Source organism: Pseudomonas sp. AC193, assembly GCF_979258075.1.
Map to the genome: position 1 here is coordinate 2,334,491 of NZ_OZ409832.1, position 20,923 is coordinate 2,355,413.

13 protein-coding genes and 4 pseudogenes are annotated in these 20,923 nt (G+C 60.6%); 8 read left to right on the forward strand and 9 right to left on the reverse strand.

Going from position 1 to position 20,923, the window contains the following annotated elements; all coding sequences use genetic code 11:
- Positions 1-113: 113 nt before the first annotated feature.
- Together ACZZ0D_RS10680 and ACZZ0D_RS10685 are read right to left on the reverse strand one after the other, a co-directional pair.
- Positions 114-476: a Rieske (2Fe-2S) protein gene (locus ACZZ0D_RS10680; RefSeq protein WP_400748199.1), complete on the reverse strand. Its 363-nt coding sequence runs from the start codon at positions 474-476 to the stop codon at positions 114-116.
- A gap of 14 nt (positions 477-490) precedes the next feature.
- Entirely contained in the window at positions 491-1,432 is a 942-nt protein-coding gene (locus tag ACZZ0D_RS10685) for a VOC family protein (RefSeq protein WP_463553180.1), read from the reverse strand.
- A 257-nt stretch (positions 1,433-1,689) separates the two neighbouring features.
- Between ACZZ0D_RS10685 and ACZZ0D_RS10690 the strand changes: the two genes are divergently transcribed.
- The 4 genes and pseudogenes from ACZZ0D_RS10690 (at position 1,690) to ACZZ0D_RS10705 (ending at position 5,872) form a co-directional block, all read left to right on the forward strand.
- On the forward strand, positions 1,690-2,652 hold the full coding sequence (locus ACZZ0D_RS10690) for a LysR family transcriptional regulator (RefSeq protein WP_463553181.1): 963 nt from the start codon (positions 1,690-1,692) through the stop codon (positions 2,650-2,652).
- Between the two features lie 59 nt (positions 2,653-2,711).
- Positions 2,712-3,870 (forward strand): annotated as a pseudogene (locus ACZZ0D_RS10695) (alpha/beta hydrolase family protein).
- 188 nt (positions 3,871-4,058) lie between these two features.
- Positions 4,059-5,414 (forward strand): annotated as a pseudogene (locus ACZZ0D_RS10700) (metal-dependent hydrolase family protein).
- 11 nt (positions 5,415-5,425) lie between these two features.
- Positions 5,426-5,872, forward strand: a complete 447-nt coding sequence (locus ACZZ0D_RS10705) for a GlcG/HbpS family heme-binding protein (RefSeq protein ID WP_463553182.1) — start codon at positions 5,426-5,428, stop codon at positions 5,870-5,872.
- Here the strand turns inward: ACZZ0D_RS10705 and ACZZ0D_RS10710 are convergent.
- Complete coding sequence (locus ACZZ0D_RS10710) at positions 5,827-6,792, reverse strand: LysR family transcriptional regulator (protein ID WP_463553183.1); 966 nt, start codon at positions 6,790-6,792, stop codon at positions 5,827-5,829. The genes ACZZ0D_RS10705 and ACZZ0D_RS10710 overlap by 46 nt on opposite strands.
- A gap of 154 nt (positions 6,793-6,946) precedes the next feature.
- Here ACZZ0D_RS10710 and ACZZ0D_RS10715 point away from each other — a divergent pair.
- Positions 6,947-8,071, forward strand: a pseudogene (locus ACZZ0D_RS10715) (ATP-binding protein).
- A gap of 24 nt (positions 8,072-8,095) precedes the next feature.
- Here ACZZ0D_RS10715 and ACZZ0D_RS10720 read toward each other — a convergent pair.
- The 4 genes and pseudogenes from ACZZ0D_RS10720 to ACZZ0D_RS10735 all read right to left on the reverse strand — a co-directional run bounded on the left by ACZZ0D_RS10720 (position 8,096) and on the right by ACZZ0D_RS10735 (position 13,183).
- Entirely contained in the window at positions 8,096-9,448 is a 1,353-nt protein-coding gene (locus tag ACZZ0D_RS10720; RefSeq protein ID WP_463553184.1) for a c-type cytochrome, read from the reverse strand.
- A 17-nt stretch (positions 9,449-9,465) separates the two neighbouring features.
- Positions 9,466-11,719 (reverse strand): annotated as a pseudogene (locus ACZZ0D_RS10725) (xanthine dehydrogenase family protein molybdopterin-binding subunit).
- Entirely contained in the window at positions 11,719-12,174 is a 456-nt protein-coding gene (locus ACZZ0D_RS10730) for a (2Fe-2S)-binding protein (protein ID WP_053120137.1), read from the reverse strand. The pseudogene ACZZ0D_RS10725 and the gene ACZZ0D_RS10730 overlap by 1 nt, the downstream one beginning before the upstream one ends.
- A gap of 88 nt (positions 12,175-12,262) precedes the next feature.
- A complete protein-coding gene (locus tag ACZZ0D_RS10735; RefSeq protein WP_463553185.1) occupies positions 12,263-13,183 on the reverse strand; it encodes an AraC family transcriptional regulator in 921 nt (306 codons plus the stop codon).
- Positions 13,184-13,413: 230 nt separating this feature from the next.
- Between ACZZ0D_RS10735 and ACZZ0D_RS10740 the strand changes: the two genes are divergently transcribed.
- Positions 13,414-14,622, forward strand: a complete 1,209-nt coding sequence (locus ACZZ0D_RS10740) for an MFS transporter (RefSeq protein ID WP_463553186.1) — start codon at positions 13,414-13,416, stop codon at positions 14,620-14,622.
- 5 nt (positions 14,623-14,627) lie between these two features.
- On the opposite strand, the gene ACZZ0D_RS10745 is transcribed toward ACZZ0D_RS10740, so the two are convergent.
- Both ACZZ0D_RS10745 and solA read right to left on the reverse strand, forming a co-directional pair.
- A complete protein-coding gene (locus ACZZ0D_RS10745; protein ID WP_156316147.1) occupies positions 14,628-15,407 on the reverse strand; it encodes a MetQ/NlpA family ABC transporter substrate-binding protein in 780 nt (259 codons plus the stop codon).
- Positions 15,404-16,582, reverse strand: coding sequence for an N-methyl-L-tryptophan oxidase (gene solA, locus ACZZ0D_RS10750; RefSeq protein ID WP_463553187.1), 1,179 nt, complete (start codon positions 16,580-16,582; stop codon positions 15,404-15,406). The genes ACZZ0D_RS10745 and solA overlap by 4 nt, the downstream gene beginning before the upstream one ends.
- Positions 16,583-16,956: 374 nt before the next feature.
- Here solA and ACZZ0D_RS10755 point away from each other — a divergent pair, with 374 nt between their 5' ends.
- Together ACZZ0D_RS10755 and ACZZ0D_RS10760 are read left to right on the forward strand one after the other, a co-directional pair.
- Entirely contained in the window at positions 16,957-19,362 is a 2,406-nt protein-coding gene (locus tag ACZZ0D_RS10755) for a glucose/quinate/shikimate family membrane-bound PQQ-dependent dehydrogenase (protein WP_463553188.1), read from the forward strand.
- A gap of 89 nt (positions 19,363-19,451) precedes the next feature.
- The gene (locus ACZZ0D_RS10760) at positions 19,452-20,750 is read left to right on the forward strand and encodes a carbohydrate porin (protein ID WP_401237848.1); all 1,299 of its coding nucleotides are present in this window, start codon (positions 19,452-19,454) and stop codon (positions 20,748-20,750) included.
- Positions 20,751-20,923: the final 173 nt, after the last annotated feature.

The following is a 20,923-nucleotide window of genomic DNA, read 5'->3' on the forward strand; positions in this document are numbered from 1 at the left end:
TGTGATCGATGCTGCGTCGGGCACGGCATCGTTGGATGAAGCTTCCCGGCAAAGCAGGGATTTGACTAATCGCGAGTAAGGATGCGATGTATCGCCGTACGCGATACCTCGATTTATCCCGGCAGCGGCACCCCTTCAGGCATTTGCACCAGCAGCCAGCCGTCCTTTTCGCAGAACGGCAGCGCCTCCAGCGTGTGGCCCAGGCACGGGCCGTAGATGCACTCGCCCGTCGCCGGCAGAAATTGCGCACCGTGGGCGTAGCAGACGATCAACTGGCCATCGGCGGACAGGAACTTGTCCTTGCGATACTCCAGGCGCACGTCCAGATGCGGACAACGGTTGCGATAGACCCGCACCTGATGGTCATGACGCAGGGCAAACACGCTGTCGCGGCCCTGCGCCAACGGATCGAACCCGCGCGCCCGGCCCTCCTCCAGTTCGTCCAGCCGACACAGTGGCTGCGCAATAGCGCTCATGATCAGCGCCGGCCTCAACCGAGTTTCGGTGGCGGCCCACCGGGAGCCCATTTTTCTTTGGCGCTGAACAGGAACAGCTGCGAGTTATCCGCCGACAGTGGCGCGCGACGGGCCTCCCAGGCGTCATCGTGCTTGTCCATGTCAGCGTCGTATTCGATGTGGCAGCCCAGCGGACTGTTGAAATACCAGAACCAGTTGGAGCCAAACAGGTGACGGCCCGGCCCCCAGAAACTGGTCCAGCCTTTTTGCTCGAAACGCGTTCCGGCCAGCAGCACTTCGGTGCCACTGCCCATGTGGAAGGTGAAGTGTTCGCAGCCTTTCATGTGCGGCGGGGTCTGGATCATGAACAGGCAATGGTGATCGTCAGAGCCGGCCGGGCGCATGAACGGCCCGGCGCCAATGAAGGTGTCGGTGGTGCGAAAACCCAGACGCTCGGCGTAAAAGGCTTCCGCTTTCGCCGCGTCGGGTACGAAATACACCACGTGCGACAAAGTGCGCGGGACGGCGCCCATATCGAGGGTAATGCCCGGTTGGTTAAGTGGCCGCTGTGGCGCATGGCCGGCGGCGTTGGTCAGGTCATCCGGCGCGCTGTATGGCTTGCGCACGCTGACCTGAAAAGCGATGGCGAACCCCATGTCGTCAACGCTGTGCAACACGCCGTGCTGATCGCGACGGACGGAGCGGTCACGGGCCAGCTCATCTTCGATGGCATCCAGATCGCTGATCGCAGCGACCCCGTAGACCGTCTCGCGAATCGACGGCGCCGGGCCGATCGCCGCCGGCAAGTCAGGGTCGTCGGCTCGACGGATAATTACGGCGGTACCGTCCAGCGCTTCGAAACGCCCGCCGTTGCTGTCAACGCCGACCGGCGTAAGGCCATAGTCGCGCAGGCAATCGGTGCAGGCTTGAATGTCATCGACGCCAAAAATCAGGGCATCAAGGCCAATGATGTTCATGGCTTACCACTCCATTGAAATTATGATCCGGTGACTGTCGCCATGGACGCCTTGCAGCGCGCCGGGCCTGACTGGAAACCGGTGGTGGTGTCGGCTGCAGGGCCGACTGCGGCGAAGATTGGCGCAAGGGCTGACACCTGACTAATCGCGAGTCGGGATGCGACCTATCGGCAAACGCGATACCTGCGACGAAGGTTGACGTGTCGATGGATTCGTTCGAATGTATTGCGAAAATAAATACAAGAACGGACCTGCCCATGCGTTTCAACCATCTGGATCTGAACCTGCTGGTCGCGCTTGATGTGTTGCTCGAAGAGCAGAACATCACCCGCGCTGCCGAACGCCTGCACATGACTCAATCCGCCACCAGCGGCGTGCTCGCGCGTTTGCGTACCTACTTTGAGGATGAGCTGCTGGTTCAGGTGGGGCGCAAGATGCAGCCCACGCCCTATGCCACAGAACTGGCAAAACCGGTGCGTGAAGTCCTGCTGACGATCCAGTCTTCGATTACCGCCAAACCGGTGTTCGACCCGACCACCAGCAAGCGGCATTTTCGCTTAGTGACCTCGGACTATCTGATCAGCGTGCTGTTCGCCCAGGTGATCCAGAACATTCACCAGGAAGCGCCCAACATCACCTTCGAAATGCTGGGCCCCAGCGACAATTCCGGCGAATTGCTGGTGCGTGGCGAAGTCGACCTGATGATTGTTCCCGAGCGCTACATCATTGACGGCCACCCTTCGCGCCTGCTCTTTGAGGAAGAACATGTGTGCGTAGTGTGGCAAGGCAATACGCAAGTCGGCGACACCCTGACCCTTGAGCAGTACATGCAGATGGGCCATGTCTCGGTGGGCTTTGGCCGTACCCGGCACATGAGCATCGAAGAATGGTTCATGAATCAATACGGTTTCAATCGGCGCATTGAAGTGATCACCAGCGACTTCAATACCCTGCCGCAACTGATTGTCGGCACGCAGCGCGTCGCCACGATGCACCAGCGTCTGGCGAACCTCTACGCGCACTATCTGCCGCTGCGCATCCTGCCGCCGCCGGTGAAAATTCCGGTCATGCGCGAGTACATGTTGTGGCACCGCAGCGTTGACGGCGACCCGATGCACCGCTGGCTGCGCGAACGCATCAGCGAATCCATTCAGCATCTGCAACACGTGCCCATCGTATCTCGCGATACCTCGTATCCGCCGTCACGATTGGCCAATTAGTCGGGTGATCCTTAACGTGCCTTGGGAATGCCAAGGCAACCATAAGGACAACAATAATCATGTTTCGCTATTTCCCGACCAACTACGTTTGGAATCTCTCTGTCGACCTGGCCATTGAAATGGGCGCCCGCATGGGTGAAATCGAAGAGATGTGCGCCCCGCTGCAAGAGGCTGCGAAACAGCCAGACGCGGCGGGCACCCGTGCCTTTCGCGAAACCTGGGCGAAAATGGCCGACAAGCTCTGCGGTCTGGCCGAAGAAGACGAAGGCAACGGCCGGATGCTCTCGGCTGGCGAAAAATACAACCGCGCCGCCACCTATTATTTGACCTGCGAGCGCCTGCAAGCCCACGGCGCACCGGGGCGTACCGAGCTCTATCAACGCTTCCTGCAAACCTTCAAGCGCGGCGTCGAACTGTCGCGTGAAAACTGTGAACGGGTGGAAATTCCGTACGAAGGCAAACATCTTTCCGGATTGCTGGTGCGCGCCGAAGGCGTCGAGGGGCCGGCACCGATTCTGGTGCAGGTCAACGGTCTGGACTCGACCAAAGAGATGAAATACCGCGTGGGTCTGCCAGCGTGGCTGGCGAAACGCGGCATCTCTTCACTGATCATCGACCAGCCGGGCACCGGCGAAGCGCTGCGCCTGCATGGCCTGACCGCACGATTCGACAGTGAACATTGGGCCAGCCGCGTGGTGGATTGGCTGGAAACCCGAAGCGACGTTGATGCCAAACGTATCGGCCTCGAAGGTGTCTCGTTGGGCGGCTATTACTGCCCGCGCGCGGTTGCATTCGAACCACGCTTCGCCTGCGGCGTGGTATGGGGCGCCCAACCACGACTGGCGTGATGTGCAAAAACGTCGACTGGAAAAAGAAGGCAGCTTCCCGGTGCCGCATTATTGGGCGCATGTCTGCTGGGTGTGGGGCGCCAAGGACGTCGAAGAGTTCATGACCATCGCCGAAAACGTGCACCTCGATGGCGTGCTCGACCGGATCAAGGTGCCCTTCCTCGTGACCCATGGTGAGCAGGATTCACAGATCCCATTGAAGTGGGCGCATCGCACCTACGAACAACTGGTCAACAGCCCAAAATGCGAACTGAAAATCTTCACCGAACGTGAAGGTGGCGTGCAGCATTCGAGCTTCGACAACAGCATCAATGCCGGGCAATACATTGCTGACTGGGTTAGTGAAACCCTAGGTGGTCGCACCGCCTGACACGTTTTCAAAGCTCACCCGAAACGCCGGACAGCCTTGCGCTGCTCCGGCGTTTTTGCGTCCCGCCCAACGCCATTCGCCGTACAGCCATCGACGCCATCAATACCCGGCCATCGATGCAATCTGTTGGTCTGCCAACCTCCCCCGCCCTAGCCTCGTCGGTACAACCACAACAAAGTGAAGTCACCATGAGCAGCCTGCACCTCAAATGTCAGACCTTGTTCGACGGCACTGGCCGCGACACGCGCCAGCAGCAGACGCTGATTGTCGAGAACGGCTTGTTCAGCTACGTCGGCCCTAGCGTTTCAGCGCCGCAGCCTCGCGCCGGCGACAACGTGGTGGATGCCGCAGACGCTTTCGTCATGCCCGGGCTGGTGGATGTCGCACACCCACCTGGCCTTCGGCAATGCGCAGAGCGAAGAGGACATCGACATCTGGCAACGGCGACGAATTTCGCGCGCTGCGGGGCATGTTCTTCGCCCAGCATGTCCTTGCGGCGGGCGTCACCAGCATGGTCTGCCCCGGCGACAGCGGCCAACTGAGCATGCGCCGTGCGCAATGCGATCGGCGCCGGCTTGTTTGAAGGGGCAGCCGGATTGCCGCCAGTAGCCGGGTCATCGCCGATCGGCAGAGTCTCAACGACTGGTTTCCGAGTCGCATGGGCGCACCGGAGTTTTTCACTGCCCGCCTCGTCACCAGTCGCAGTGAAGCGCTGGCGGAAATCCGCAAGCAGGCCAAGGACGGCGTCGACCTGATCAAGATTGCCATGGACGGCACGCATCGCCGGCCCGATGGTGAAATCATCGCTGCATTCACCGCCGATGAAACCCGCGAAATGGTCGACGAGGCGCATCGACTCGGCTGCAAAGTCGCCACCCATGCCTACGGTCGCGAAGCGGTGATGTACGCCGCGCTGGCCAAGGTTGATCTGGTCTTTCACGGCTTTTACATGGATGACGCCTGCATCGAAGCGTTGCTCGAAGCTGGCAGCATTCTGGCGCCGACAATGACCTTTCCGCAAAACACCGTGGACTTTTGCCAGCCCCACGACCCGGCGATTACCACCGGTTACGCGGGTTATTGCGCACGCACGCTGGAGGTCGGTTCGGCGGTACTCAAGCGCGCCAAAGCTGCCGGAGTACCGTTCGCCTGCGGCAGTGACAGCGGTTTTGCGGTGACACCTTATGGTGAATGGCACGCTCGCGAACTGGAGCTGTTGGTGACCCGTCTCGGCTTTACCCCGGCCGAAGCACTGCATGCGGCCACGGCCGTCGGCGCGCGCTGCATGCCGCGTGGCGAAACCCTCGGCACACTGGAGGTGGGCAAACAGGCGGATTTTCTGTTACTCGATGGCTCACCGCTGCAGGACATCCGCATCCTCCAGGATCGCTCGCGTCTCAAAGCCGTGTACAAGGCAGGACAGCCGATGCGCATGGAACGCAGCCCCTACAACCCCAAGCAAGTGTCAGATTTCAACTCGTTGAAATGCGACCGACCTGTATACCCGTGACCGCGTTTCCCAATTGGGCAAATGGACCCTATGAGAACGATCGACATGCAAGCAATCGACCTGAACACCGCCACGCTTATCGCCAGCCACGCCATCGAGATCGCCCGGCAAGCCGGATTCAAACCCATGGCGGCCGCTGTCCTCGACGCGGCAGGACATCCGCTGGCAGTGCTGCGTGATCAGCACGCCAGTTTTCTGCGTCCACAGATCGCCACCGGCAAGGCCCGTGGTTGTCTGGGCATGGGGTTTGGCGGTCGTGAGCTGGCACGGCGGGCGCAAGCGATGCCAGCGTTTTTTGCTGCAATCAACAGCCTCACCGACGGTGAAGTGATTCCTGTGGCCGGCGGCGTGCTGATTCGCAATGCCGACGGCGAGCTGATCGGCGCCCTCGGCATCAGTGGCGACACCTCGGACAATGATGAGCACTGCGCCGTGCAAGCGATCGTTCAGGCAGGACTTGAAGCCGACACCGGGGATTGTGTGACAGGCTGATCGAGTAACGCGGCCTGTTCCAATAGCAGGCTGCGAAACCACCTCATTGCCGGATCAAGATCCTGATAAGGATGCCACTGCAGCACCTGTACTGCTTCGGGAAAAACCAGCGGTGCGGCGAGGATGCGCAAGTGATAGCGCTGAGCGAAACGCTGCGCCTGACGCCGAAACACGGTAGCGACCCGCGCCGTGCCGACGATGAATTCAGGGATCAGCGCAAAGCTTTCAACCGATACCGCGATGTCCCGCTCAATGCCCTGTTCCTGCAAGTGAGCTGAGTCCATCGACAGGTTTCGGCCGTCGGCGAAGGCTCGCACCACATGTTCGGCCGAGCGGTAGTCGTCGAGGTTCAGGCTTTCGACAAACCGCGAATGCTGCGCACAGACAATGCAGCACAACCGGTCGCTAAGGATGGCTTCGTGCGGATAAGCCGGGTTTCGGCGCCGCTCGGGCACGATCACCCAATCGCTACGCCGATAATCGAGCGCCTCGCTGACAACGTCGTCATCGCGCGGTGCTGGCAAATCACGCAGATTCAACCGTACGCCGGGCGCGATGCGCGCAAGTTCGCGACTGACCGCCGGCATCAGCACGCCGATCACGTAATCAGATGCCACCAGCGTGAATTGCCGCGTACAGGTCGCGGGGTCAAATTCCACCGGGGCATCGACAATCTCACGCGTCAGCGCCAATGCTTCGCGAACTTTGGGCAACAATTGCAAGCCGAGCGCAGTAGGCTCCAAACGCCGCCCCACCTGCACCAGCAACGGATCGTTGAAATGCTCGCGCAAGCGCCCGAGTGCCGAGCTGGTCGCCGACTGCCCGAGATGTAATCGCTCAGCCGCGCGGCTGACGCTGCACTCGCTTAACAAAGCGTCCAGCGCCACTAAAAGATTCAGATCGAGTCGTCGATAGCGCATGAAACGGTTCCTGGAAAAGTAGCAGGATCAAACCCGACTGATGGATGCTGCGATCGGAGTGCGCAGTGTCGGACGAAAGTGAGCATACTGGATCGTTCATGCTGTGAAACGAACGCTCGGCGACTTTTCATAAGCCCTCACCAGGATTACCGACATGCGCCTCCCCGATTTCATCATTGAACATATCGAGCCTATTCTTCAGGCGTGGGAGGATTTCGCCAGAACCATCGAAACGCCCGGCGCGGCGCTGGATCGTGAAGCCTTGCGCGATCATGCCGGCCAGATGCTCTAAGCCATCGTTATAGATCTACGAACCCAACAGACACGCTCGGAACAAATCGCAAAATCTCTGGGGCATGGACCCAGCAGCGCTGAAGAGACGCCCGCCGAAACCCACGCCGTCACACGGTTGATGGCTGGGTTTACCATCGATCAGATGGTGTCGGAATACCGGGCGTTGAGAACCAGCGTGCTCAATCAGTGGATGGTCAAAGTGAAGTCCGGCACGCCCTTCGATGCTGACGACATGAACCGCTTCCACGAAGCCATCGATCAGGCGCTCGCCGAATCCATTGCCAGTTATTCAAGAGCCGTGGACGCGTCACGCAATATCTTTCTGGGCATCCTCGGCCATGATTTGCGCACACCGTTAGGCGCCATTCTGCTGGGTGCGGACAGCCTGCGCCGGTCTGCCGATGTCGGAGAACGCGGTACCCGACGGGCGAACCAGATTTTCACCAGCGTGAGACGCGCGAATCAGATTGTTGACGACTTGCTGGACTTGACCCGTTGCCAGATGGGGCCAGGCATTCCTGTTAAAAAGGTGGCGTTGGATCTAGCGCCGCTGTGTGAACGCATCGTCGATGAAATACGAGCGTTTCACCCTGACGCCAACGTTGTATTCACGGCGAAAGCACCGGTTGCAGGCAAATTTGATGGGCCGCGTATGGAGCAGGTGTTCTCCAACATCATCGGCAACGCTGTCCAGCATGGCGATATTCAGACGCCCATTGAAGTGCAGCTGGCGGTCTCTGATCGCTCGGCAATCTTTACCGTGCACAACCGCGGAGAGCCTATTGCCGAGGATGTACTGCCGTTTATTTTCAATCCCATGGGGCGTTTTTCCCAACGCTCGGTCGTTGATCACCCGCCTTCCGAGGGGCTGGGTCTGGGGCTGTTCATAGCTTCCGAGATCGTCGCATCACATCAAGGAACAATCGAGGTTGTCTCCAACACCGAGCACGGCACCTCTTTTTTGGTAAAGGTGCCGCTGGCCTGACGGCGAGTTCTACGTTTGACTCCTCTAGCGCATGTGCAAAATGATCGGGCTGCTGCTGGCTGGATCAGTGTGTTCACGCAACTTGCCAACGGACTGCGCATCGACAGCGCTGGCCTGATTGCCCCATGTGCTGCGCATGAATGTCAGCACCTCGGCGATCTGCTGATCCGACAACTGCTCACGGAATGCCGGCATGCGATAGGCGTCCGGCACACCGGCAGCGACGATGCGCTGCGAGCCGTTCAAGGTGATGTTGATTGCCGAGGCGCTCTCTTTGGCCAGCGCAGAAGTGGCGCCTGCCAGCGGCGGCATCCATTGCGCTTGACCCTTGCCGTCGAGGCCGTGGCACGAGGCACAGCGCGTGACGTAGGTGTGCCCGCCCGGAGAATCCAGACGCGTCGCTGCCGAAACTGCCTGGTATTGCCATGGCTGGCCGTCGCGCTGCGGGTCGCCAGGCAACGATTTGAGATAGCGGGCGATGGCCGTCAGATCTTCGTCGCTCATGAACTGCGTGGAGTTGTTGAACGCCTCGGTCATTGAGCCGTAGACCACCGCGTGGCGATTGCGACCGGTTTTGAGGAACTGGACGATTTCCGCCTCGCTCCATCGGCCCAGCCCGGTGTTGTGGTCATCACGCAGACTCGGCGCGTACCAGCCGTCCAGCAAGGCGCCCGCGAGGAACGGCGCAGCGGATTCATCCAGTGCCTTTTCGTTGAACGCCAGGCCGCGAGGCGTATGGCAACTGCCGCAGTGGCCGGCGCCCTGCACCAGGTAAGCGCCGCGATTCCACACTTCATCTTGCGACGATGTGGGCAGGTAGGATCCGCTGTCGACAAACACACCGTTCCACACGGCAATCGGCCAACGCAGGTTCAGCGGCCAGGGAATCGAGCTCGCAAGGTTCGCTTGTTTGACCGGCGCCACGCCTTTCATGAAGAACGCATACAGCGCACGTACATCGTCGTCACTGAGCTTGGCGTACGACGGATAGGGCATCGCCGGGTACAAACGGCGACTGTCGGGTGCCACGCCGTGACGCACGGCACGGTCGAAGTCGGCCAGGCTGTAACGACCAATCCCGGTTTGAGGATCCGGGGTGATGTTGGTCGCGTGAATCGCGCCCAGCGGCGTGGCCATTTCCAGGCCGCCGGCGAACGGGGCCGCGCCCGGTACGCTGTGGCAAGCCACGCAATCGCTGAGCCTGGCGACGTATTCGCCCCGAGCCAGCAGCGCCGGGTCGACGTCGGCGGCAGTGATCGTGTGATCTTCAAAAGGCGAGACAGGCTCGCGGGTGACATACCAGGCCAGCAGGCCTGCCGCGACCAGGCACGGCACTGCCAGCCAGCCAGCGGTTCTTGCGAATCGGCTGTTTTTCATGGACGCTCCGGCGCTGATCAAGTGAAGGTGTGTCGGCTCATGGGCAGGCTGCGAACCCGTTGCCCGGTCAGGGTTGCCACTGCGTTCGCCACGGCTGGCGCGACGGCGGGCAGTGGCGGTTCACCGATGCCGCCCATTTTTTCCCCGCTCTCGACGACCCGCACATGCACCCGCGCCATCCGCGCAGGCGGCAGGATCGGGTACAAATCGTAGTTACGCGCGCGCGGTTTGCCATCCAGCCAAACGGCCTCTTCCACCAGTGTCTGCGATAACCCCAACGCCACGGCGCCATTGACCTGCGCCTCGACAATCGCCGGATTGACGATGCTGCCCGGGTCAATCGCCTGCCAGATGTCATGCACTTTGACCTGGCCGTTTTCGATCGACACCTCGGCGATCACCGCCGTGTGCGTTCCGAACGGCGAAGCCATGGCCACGCCACGCGCACGGCGGCTGCCATCCTCGGCGGTAAACGGGCCGCGCTTCCAGCCACCCGATAACTCACCCGCCGCTTGCAGCAAGGTGGTCAAACGTTTGTTGTCGCGCAGCAAATGCAGGCGCAGTTCGAACGGGTCTTTACCGCCCTTATCGGCCAGTTCATCAAGGAACGATTCGTAGAAAAAGTCGTTGAGGGAATTGCCCACGGAACGCCAATAACCGAGCATCGCCGGGCCTTTGACATAGATCTGCGCGATTCGCTTGTTGGCGATTGCATAGGATTTGCCCGACAACCCCTCAAGCGCGGTAGGGTCGAGTTTTTCGCCCTGCTTGCCAGCGAGGGCCTCGGTCGGGCCTTCGGTGGCACTGATCGCCTCGATTGCCAGCGGCCAGCCGTCCTTGTCCAGCGCGGCGCGGAAATTCACCGCCGCAACGGGGCGGAGCACGTCACGCAGAAACTCTTCCTCGCGACTCCAGATCAGTTTGACCGGGCGACCCACCGCTTTGGCCAACTCGATCGCCTGGGGATAAGGACTGGCGGAATCGTAGAGAAAATGCCGACCGAAGAAGCCCCCCAGCAGCGGCGAATGCAAGGTGATGCGCGACGGATCCAGGCCGGTGCGCTTGGCGATGTCCGCGCGGAACATGTCCGGCGCCTGATTGGGCAGCCAGACCTCCAGCGAACCGTCCGGATTGAATCTGGCCAGCGCCGAGGGCGGCTCCAACTGACCGTGGTTCAGGTATTGATTGTGGTAAGTGGCGTCGATCCGCGTCTTGGCCTCGTTGAGTATCCCCGCCACGTCGCCTTCATGTTCATCATCTTTGGCGGGGCTTTTATCTTCAGCGAGGCGCTTGAGCCAGGCATCGCTGGAAAAGTCGGCGGGCATCGGCCGGACTTTGCTGTCGGCGGTTGGTTCTTGCCAGTCGACCTGAATCGCCTCGACCGCGCGTTTCGCGTGCCACCAGCGCTCGGCAACCACTGCCACGGCGCCCGGCAGACGGTGCACGGAATGCACGCCTTGCATCGCCTGGACCTGGTCTTCGTTGCGCAGCTTGCCCACCGTCATGCCCAAACGCGGCGCATGCTGAACGGCGGCGTGCAGCATGTCATCGACCTTCAGATCGATGCAGTACACAGCCTTGCCCGTGGACTTGTCGTAGGCATCAAGGCGCTTCACCGGTTTGCCGATCCAGCGGAACTGGCTCGGATCTCGTAGTGTTATTGAGGCGGGATCGGGAACCGGCAGATCCATCGCACGCCCGGCCAGTTCGCCGTAGGTCAACGACCGGCCCGACGCGGCATGCAGGACTTTACCGGGTTCGGTCGTCAGCTCGCCGACCGGCACGCCGAGTTTTTCCGCGCCGGACTGCAACAACATGGCGCGGGCCAGTGCGCCGAGGCGGCGCATCACCGGGTAACTCATGCGCACCGACATGCTGCCGCCGGTGATGCGCATGCCGTTCTCCAAAACCACGTAGGCTTCACCGGGCGGTGCGGCTTCGACGAGGAAGGTCGCCGGGTCGGCATCGAGTTCTTCTCCGACAATTTGCGCCATCGCGGTGAACGTGCCCTGCCCGCCTTCCATAAACGGGCACAGCAGGCGCACGCGGTTGTCCGGACGAATTTCCAGAAACGCCGGGCACCTGCGTGCCACGCTCGGCAGTCGCCGAAGCCGTTGCGGCCTGCACGCGGGTCGAACCGAGCGGCAGACCGAAGCCAAGCACCAACGCACCGACGGCGGTACCGGTCAGAAAACGTCGGCGCGAGACATTGATCGGCTCGTGCAGCGCGAACGCGGATGCCTCACTGGACGGATCGATACGGATGCTCATCAGGCGTCCCTCTTGCCGGCCAGCTCATGCACGGCGGCATGAATGGCGTTGTAGGTGCCGCAGCGGCACAGATTGACCATCGCCGCGTCGATTTGCGCGTCACTTGGCTGCGGGTTTTGCTTGAGCAACGCCGTGGCGGCCATGACCTGCCCCGACTGACAGTAACCACACTGGGCCACCTGAAGATCGACCCAGGTCGAGACCACCCGTTTGCCGACTTCGTCAGCCTCGATGGCTTCAATGGTGGTGATTTCGCGGCCGACCACGCCGGCCACCGGCGTCACGCACGAACGCACCACATTGCCGTCGACCAGCACGGAACAGGCGCCGCACTGCGCCAGTCCGCAGCCGTACTTGGTGCCGGTCATGCCGAGGTCATCGCGGATCACCCACAGCAAGGGCGTATCGGCGTCGGCATCGACCTGATAGGTCTTCTGGTTGATTCGTAATTCCATGGCTCACCCGCTCTATCATCGGTTGACGTGCATTGTTATGAACGGTGACGCGCGGCGAGGCGCATCCCCGGTAAAGCGTGTCTGTGGTTTAACTTGCCGCTTCTGCTTCGATTGGTTGCCCGCGCAGCAGCGCCATGTCGCGACTGGGCGCGGTACCGAACAGGCGGCCATATTCACGGCTGAACTGCGAGGGACTTTCGTAACCGACCGCAAACGCCGCGCGCGAAACGTCCAGACGCTCGACCAGCATCAGCCGACGCGCCTCGTTGAGCCGCAGCCACTTCTGGTACTGCAGCGGGCTCATGCCGGTCAGTTGGCGGAAATGCAGGTGAAAAGTCGGCGCACTCATCTGCACGCGTGCGGCCAGATCGTCGATGCGCAGTGCAACGGTGTAGTTGAGTTTCAGCCAGTCGATGGCTTTGGCGATGCGATAGCCCTGACCATCCACCGCAGTGATCTGCCGCAGGCGTGAACCTTGATCGGTATTGAGGAGCCGGTAATGGATTTCGCGCAGGATCAGCGGCGCCAGCACCGGGATCGCCTCGGGTTCATCAAGCAGGGCCAACAGCCGATCAAGCGCGCCTTCCAGCGCCGAGGACACATTGCCAATGCCGGCGCCGGTGCCTGTGGATGGCTGCCGCTTGGCGGGCAAGCCACTTTTGGTGATGACCTCGGCGAGCATGCCGATGTCCAGTTTCAACACCAGACCGACACAGGGCTGCTCAGGGCTGGCGAGCAGCACTTCGGAGTTGGCGGGCAAATCCAGCGACGTGACCAGAAACCGCGAAGGGTCGTAACGATAACCCTCCCCTCCGACCCACAAGCGTTTCTCGCCACGGCCGACCAGAATCAGGCTCGGTTCGATCATGCACACGGCAGGTGGCGCTGGCTGGTCGCGGCGAAACAACGACAGCCCGGGTATGCAGGTCGCGAGGTCACCCGGTGCGCTGATGCGCGGGTCAATCTGCAACGCTAACGGCGATTCATGGCGATGGGTGATGTGGATCATGGTCGGTCACTCCTGTTGACCGAACTGTAGTCCGCGCAACCGAGCTTTCCTATCCACAACCCTGCATCCTCAGAGGATCAGGCAAGCATTCAAGAGGAATGCACTAGAGCAGCGGCGGATCGACCGGGAGAATGTGTCGAACTGTTACAGGGGCATGCCCTTGCAGGCATCCATCGCTTCAACCCCTGCGTATCACCTCCTACGCTTTTCGCGCAACACAGGTAGTTTCCATGACAACCCCTCTTACCGATCCTTCTACAAAGAAAAGCGGCTGGAGCGCCGTGCTGGCCATGTCCCTGGCCGCGTTCGCTCTGGTCGCTTCAGAATTCATGCCGGTCAGCCTGCTGACGCCGATTGCTGCCGATTTGCACATCACCGAAGGCCAGGCGGGTCAGGGCATTTCCGTGTCCGGTGCGTTCGCGTTGATCACCAGCCTGCTGATTGCAAGCATCGCTGCTCGCGTTGAACGCAAGAAATTGCTGTTGAGTCTGACCTTGCTGATGATCGTGTCAGGCACGATCGTCGCGCTCGCGCCGGGGTATCCGTCATTCATGATCGGACGTGCCTTGATCGGCATCGCCATCGGTGGTTTCTGGTCATTGTCGGCGGCGACCGCCATGCGTCTGGTGGCGCCTGATCAAGTATCGCGCGCACTGGCCATGGTCAACGGTGGCAACGCGCTCGCAACGGTGATCGCCGCCCCGGCGGGCGCCTTCCTCGGTTCGTTGATCGGCTGGCGCGGTGCGTTTTTCTGTGTGGTGCCGGTGGCAGCGCTGGCCGCGGTGTGGTTGATGATCAGCCTTCCGTCCTTCAAGGCCGAACGCAAGGCCGACGGCGCCAACGCCCTGCAACTGATGCGTCAGCCGCCCGTGGCCTTGGGCATGATCGCCGTCAGCGTGTTTTTCATGGGCCAGTTCATGTTGTTCACTTACCTGCGCCCGTTCCTTGAGGGCGTCACCGGCGTCAGTGTTTCAACACTGTCTTTGATGCTGCTGGGGCTGGGACTCGCAGGGTTTATCGGCACCTTTCTGATCGAAAGATTCATGGGCCGCGGCCTCTACCGCACGCTCACGGTTATCCCGTTGATCATGGCCGGCATCGCTTTGGCGCTGGTGAACTTCGGCGAGTCGGCAATGCTGACGGCCGTGCTGCTTGGACTGTGGGGATTGGTCGCCACGGCCGCGCCGGTCGGCTGGTGGACATGGCTGGCGCAGACGCTGCCGGATGATGCGGAAGCCGGTGGCGGCATGCTGGTGGCGATTGTTCAACTGGCGATCGCCGGCGGCGCCATCGTCGGCGGTTTGGCCTTTGATCTGAGCGGCTACAAAGTCACATTCGAGCTGAGCGCTGCCGTGCTGGTCGTCGCGTCCGTACTCGCGTGGCTGGCGGGGCGCGCAGCCACTGAAGTGCATTTTGCCGAATCGAACGTGACGGCCTGACGTGGTCAGAACGCCGGCACTACATCGCCGTGATAACGCTCAAGAATGAACTGCTTCACTTGCGGCGAGTTAAGCAATGCGCCGAGCTTCTGCACCGCCGGCGCGTTGGCCTTGTCGCGGCGCACGTACAGGTAATTGGCGTACGGCGATTCTGAGCTTTCGATAAACAGCGCATCTTTGTGCGGCACCAGTTTGGCTTCCAGCGCGTAGTTGGCGTTGATCAGAGCCAGATCGACCTGATTCAACACGCGCGGCAGCATCGCCGCTTCAAGCTCTTGAAACTTCAGGTGCTTGGGATTGCTGACGATATCCAGGCGCGTCGCCATGATGTTGTCAGGGTCTTTGAGGGTGATCAGGCCTTGTTTGGCGATCAGCAACAGCGCACGACCGGAGTTGGTCGGATCGTTGGGAATGGCAATGGTGGCGCCATCCTTGAGTTCGCTGATGTTGTTGATCTTCTTCGAATAGGCGCCGAACGGTTCGATGTGTACCGCGACGACGGGCACCTGATCGCTGCTCGGGCGATCCTTTTTGTAGGCTTCGTAATACGGTTTGCTCTGGAAGTAATTGGCGTCGAGCAAACCTTCATCCGTCTGCCGGTCGGGCTGAATGTAGTCAGAGAAGACTTTGACGTCGAGCGTCACGCCTTCTTTTGCCAGCTGAGGTTTCAGGAACTCGAGAATCTCGGCATGGGGCACGGGCACCACAGCAATTTTCAAAGTTTCCGCATAGGCAGAACCCATGGCGGCGACCAGCAGTGCGACGGAGAGCGCGACACGTTTCACGATAGTTTTCCTTCGAAGCGTTTCAGGGAGAAAGAGGACAGATCCAGGTCGGTCGAGCCACGCATGCACCACTGTGCAAACGCCTCGCCCAGTGCCGCGGAATGCTTGAAGCCATGGCCCGAACATGCCGACACGAACAGCGTGTGTTGCAGCGACGGATGCTCGTCGATGATGAAGTGGCGATCCGGCGTGACGGTGTAGGCGCAGACGGCGGACTTGCTGACCTTTGCGGTCACGCCGGCGATGCGCTTGTGTACTTGCTGCTCGTACATGTCCTGCGCTTCGGCTGCTGAAACCGTGCGGTCGATGGCCTGCGGCGCCGATGCGGTGTGGTACTGCGCGGTAGCGATTTTCAAACTGCCCTCGCCGGGTAATGCGGGGAAGCCGTAGTTGATTTTGTCGTCGCCACGGCCGTGGGTCAGGATAAACGTCGGTGAATGGCCCACCAGTCCGGCGTTCTCTGCCAGTTCGAACCAGAACAGTTTCTGCCGGTACACACTGAGCAGATGTTCAAACGGTTTGCCGAGCAACTCGCCGCTCCAGTTGCCCGCGCTGATCACCAGTTTGTTGGCAAACAGCGTGCGGCGGTCGGTGGTAACGGTGACACCGTCCGCGTCCGAGGTGATTGCGGTGACGGTCTCGCCTTTATAAAGCGTCGCCCCGTGCTGCTCGGCCAGTTTGAGCTGCACATCGATACAGCGCTCCGGGCGTACGAAGCCGCCACCGGGTTCGAAATAACCGATGGCCGAGTCGTGCACGTGGGCGAATTGAGGAAAGCGCTGGCGAATCTGCTCGGCGGACAAGACTTCGTGCTCGATGCCGTAGGTCTGTGCCAGGCCGATGGTGCGCAAGGTGAAGTCGCTCTGATCTGCAGGATCGAACTCGGCGCTCGACGTCAGTACCAGTAACCCGGATTGCTCGAACAGTGACTCATCCGACAACGCCTCAAGCTCACGCCAAATGCGATGCGAATTACGCACGATCGGCACATATTGCGCGCCCTCGCCAACCGAAAGCCTTGTGATTCGGGTATCGCCATGACTGGAGCCGAGGTTATGCGGCGGGTGATGACGGTCAATTCCGACGACGTTCACCCCCGCTTTCGCCAACTGGTAAACCGTGGCGGCGCCCATCGCGCCCAAGCCTAAAACCAGCACCTCACATCGCTCGGACATAAATAGTCACCGATCAAAAAGGCGCCAGTTGAGCGGTAAAAGAATCGGAATTCCAAGATTAAAAAAGCATATCCATATAGCTCGAGGCGTCCACCGGAGGCTCTGGATCGGGCTACCGGGTGGTTATTCGTCGCATTTACAACCTGGCGCAAATGATTTACGCCTTGCGGCGCGACATTAAGTGCCTGTCACAAATAACAATCGAGCTGACATAACAGCGTTTTTTTTGCACATTTCGACAGACATTTCAGCGTCTAAGCTTCACCACAGGCATGAGCCAAAACCGCGAACTACGCTTCACGGTGAAATTTGTGATTTAACTAGGTAGTTACCTAACTATATAATGCGCGCCTCATTTCAACGGGACACTCAACGTGAAGCAGAGTCAACGCCTCTCGGGCATATCAAAATTCATTCTGGTCGGGCTGGGCGTCGTCATCGCCCTGCTCGGCTTGGCGCTGGCTGCGGGCGGCGTGAAGTTGGTCAGCCTGGGAGGTTCGTGGTACTTCCTGGTGGGTGGCTTGGTCATGGCCGTTTCCGGTCTGTTGATCGCGCGCTTCAAACTGAGCGGTGCCTGGTTGTTCGCGGCGTTCCTGGTCGGGACGGCGATCTGGGCTGTCAGTGATGCCGGTCTGGTGTTCTGGCCGGTGTTCTCGCGCCTGTTCATGTTCAGCGCGATCGGCTTGGTGGTGGCCTTGGTCTACCCGATGCTCAAGCGCGCCAACGGTGGCGTTGCGGGTCGCGGCGCTTATGGCGTTGCCGCTGTATTGGCGGTTGGCCTGGCCGTTGCTGCCGGCAACATGTTCGTCGCGCATCCGACCGTTGCCGCCACCGGCACTGGCCCGGGCCTCACTCCGGTTGAGCCGGACAAGGCGCAGAAAGATTGGGCGCACTACGGTAATACCGAAGGTGGCAGCCGCTTCGCTGCGCTGGATCAGATCAATCGCAACAACGTCGACAAGCTCAAAGTCGCCTGGACCTATCACACCGGCGACATCGCCGAGAGCGATGGCAACGGCGCCGAAGACCAGCTCACCCCGCTGCAAATCGGCAACAAAGTGTTCATCTGCACCCCGCACAACAACCTGATCGCCCTCGATGCCGACACCGGCAAAGAGCTGTGGAAGAACTCGATCAACGCCCAGTCGAAAGTCTGGCAGCGCTGCCGTGGCATGGCCTATTTCGATGCGACTGCCGCCATTGCCCAGCCGAGCAATTCGAGCATCATCGAAGCCAAACCGGTGCGGGCCGCCAATTGCCAGCGTCGTCTGCTGACCAACACCATTGATGCTCGCCTGATCGCGGTCGATGCCGACACTGGCGAGTTCTGTCAGGGTTTCGGCAACAACGGTCAGGTCGATCTGAAGGCCGGTCTGGGTAACGTCCCGGACAGCTACTATCAGTTGTCCTCCGCACCGTTGATGGCCGGCACCACTGTCGTGGTCGGCGGTCGCGTGGCTGATAACGTGCAAACCGACATGCCGGGCGGCGTGATCCGTGGTTTCGACGTGATGACCGGCGCCATGCGCTGGGCGTTCGACCCGGGCAACCCGCAGGATCGCAACGCGCCGGCAGACGGCAGCACCTACGTGCGCAGCACGCCGAACAGCTGGGCGCCGATGTCGTATGACCCGGCGACCAACACGGTCTTCCTGCCGATGGGCAGTTCGTCCACCGACATCTATGGTGTCGAGCGCAGCAAACTCGATCACACCTACGGTGCTTCGATTCTCGCGCTGGACGCCACCAGCGGCGAAGAGCGCTGGGTGTTCCAGACCGTGCACAACGATCTCTGGGACTTCGACCTGCCAATGCAGCCGAGCCTGATCGACTTCACCAAGGACGGCAAAACCGTTCCGGCGCTGGTCATCGGCACCAAGGCCGGGCAGATCTACGTGCTTGACCGTGCCACCGGCAAACCGCTGACCGACGTGAAAGAAGTGCCGGTCAAAGCAGCGAACATCCCGAACGAACCGTACTCCCCTACCCAGCCGAAATCGGTGGGCATGCCGCAGATCGGTGCGCAGCACCTGACCGAATCCGACATGTGGGGCGCCACCCCGTACGATCAGTTGCTCTGCCGCATCGACTTCAAAGGCATGCGTTACGACGGTTTGTACACCGCGCCGGGCATGGATAAATCGTTGAGCTTCCCGGGTTCGCTGGGCGGCATGAACTGGGGCAGCATCTCGACTGACCCGGTACACGGTTTCATCTTCGTCAACGACATGCGCCTGGGTCTGTGGATTCAGATGATCCCGTCGCAGAACAAAGGCCAGGCCACATCCGGCGGCGAAGCACTGAACACCGGCATGGGCGCCGTTCCGCTGAAGGGCACGCCTTACGCCGTGAACAAAAACCGCTTCCTGTCGGTGGCCGGCATTCCATGCCAGGCACCGCCGTTCGGCACCCTGACCGCAATCGACATGAAGACGCAGAAAATCGCCTGGCAGGTTCCAGTCGGTACGGTTGAAGACACCGGTCCGTTGGGTATCCGCATGCACTTGCCGATCAAGATCGGTCTGCCAACCCTCGGCGGCACGCTGTCGACCCAGGGTGGCCTGATCTTCATCGCCGGCACGCAAGACTTCTACCTGCGCGCGTTCAACAGCGGCAACGGTGAAGAAGTCTGGAAAGCGCGTCTGCCGGTGGGCAGCCAGGGCGGCCCGATGACTTACGTCTCGCCGAAAACCGGCAAGCAGTACATCGTCATCACCGCGGGCGGCGCTCGTCAGTCGACCGATCGTGGCGACCTCGTCATGGCCTACGCGTTGCCGTAAGCCGTCGTCACCTCATCCAGTCAAGCGCGGCACCTTAGGGTGCCGCGCTGCTTTGCTCCATTGCCCAAGATTCCAGCAGGAAGATTCACATGCAATCGGCTGTTCGTTTTTCTCGTTCCGACCTGTTCAAAGGCCTGTTGATCGGCCTTTCCTGCACCACTGCCCTGCCCGCGCTGGCCGCCGGCGAATCCGATCTGTTGACCCGCAGCACGCTCACTGGCGACTGGGGCGGATTGCGTCATCAGATGGATGAACAAGGCGTTAAATTCACCGGGGACTACAGCGGCGAAACCGCTTACAACGCTGACGGCGGCTTGCACCGTTCGGCGCGTTACTCGCAGAACATCAAGCTCGGCGTGCAGTTCGATCTGAGCAAATTGTATGGCGTCGATAACGCCGGCAAAGTGCAATTGACCATCAACGACAGGCGCGGCAACAGCGCTTCAGAAGACCTTGTCGGCAACCGTTTGCCGATTCAGGAAAACTACGGAGGTCTGTACACCCGCCTGACCGAACTGAGTTACGAGCGCAGCCTGTTTACCCCGGCGCTCAACGTTAAACTCGGCTACATGGCGATGGGCAACGACCTCGGCGGCCTCGACAGCGGCATTCTCTGCAACTTCATGAACGCCGGTTTCTGCGGTCATCCGCTGAACATGTCCGGTGGCAGCGGCTGGACCAACTACCCCAACGCGCATTTGGGCGTGCGGGTGAAATACGACCTGTCGTCCTCCTGGCAATTGCGCGTGGCGGCGTTCAACGTCGACCCGCAAAGCAACGGCAACTCCAGTCGCGCCTGGCACCTTGGGCCGAAACACACCACCGGTACCGTGGTGCCGATCGAGCTGGTGTACAAGCACGGCGGCGAATTGCCTGGCGAATACAAGGTGGGTTACTACTACGACAGCTCCGACGTTAAACGCATCGGCAGCGACGATGAAGTGTCCGGTCGCGGCGGTCATTATTTGCTGGTTGATCAAGCGGTGTGGGCTTCGCAGACTTCCACCGGCCGCAGCCTGCACGCATTCGGTCAGTATTCAGCGGCCAGCGACGCGGCTTCGCCGTTCAGCAAGTGGTATGGCACTGGCGTGGTGTTGTACAAACCGTTCGACAGCCGCCCGCATGACACCGTCGCGCTGGGTTATGGTCGCGCAGTGCCTAACCCGCGCAGCCGTGATGTGCAGCAAGACGCCGCACTGGCCAATGGCACCGCGTTCCCGAATCTGGACAGCGCCGAGCAATTGATCGAACTGGGTTACGGCTATCAAGCCACGCCATGGCTGACGCTGCGCCCGAATGTGCAATACATCATCGAACCAGGCGCGTTTTCCGGGCAAGACATCGACAACGCACTGGTCGTGGGCCTGCAAGTAAAAGCCTCGCTCTAACACCACGCCTTGTAGGAGCTGCCGCAGGCTGCGATCTTTTGACGTTGTTTTTTAAGATCAAAAGATCGCAGCCTGCGGCAGCTCCTACCAGGGTTCAGCGTTGTAATGTGTAAGAGGTTCAGCGTAGCAGTGTGTAAGAGGTTCAGTGTTGCAGCGTGTAAGAGGTTCAGCGT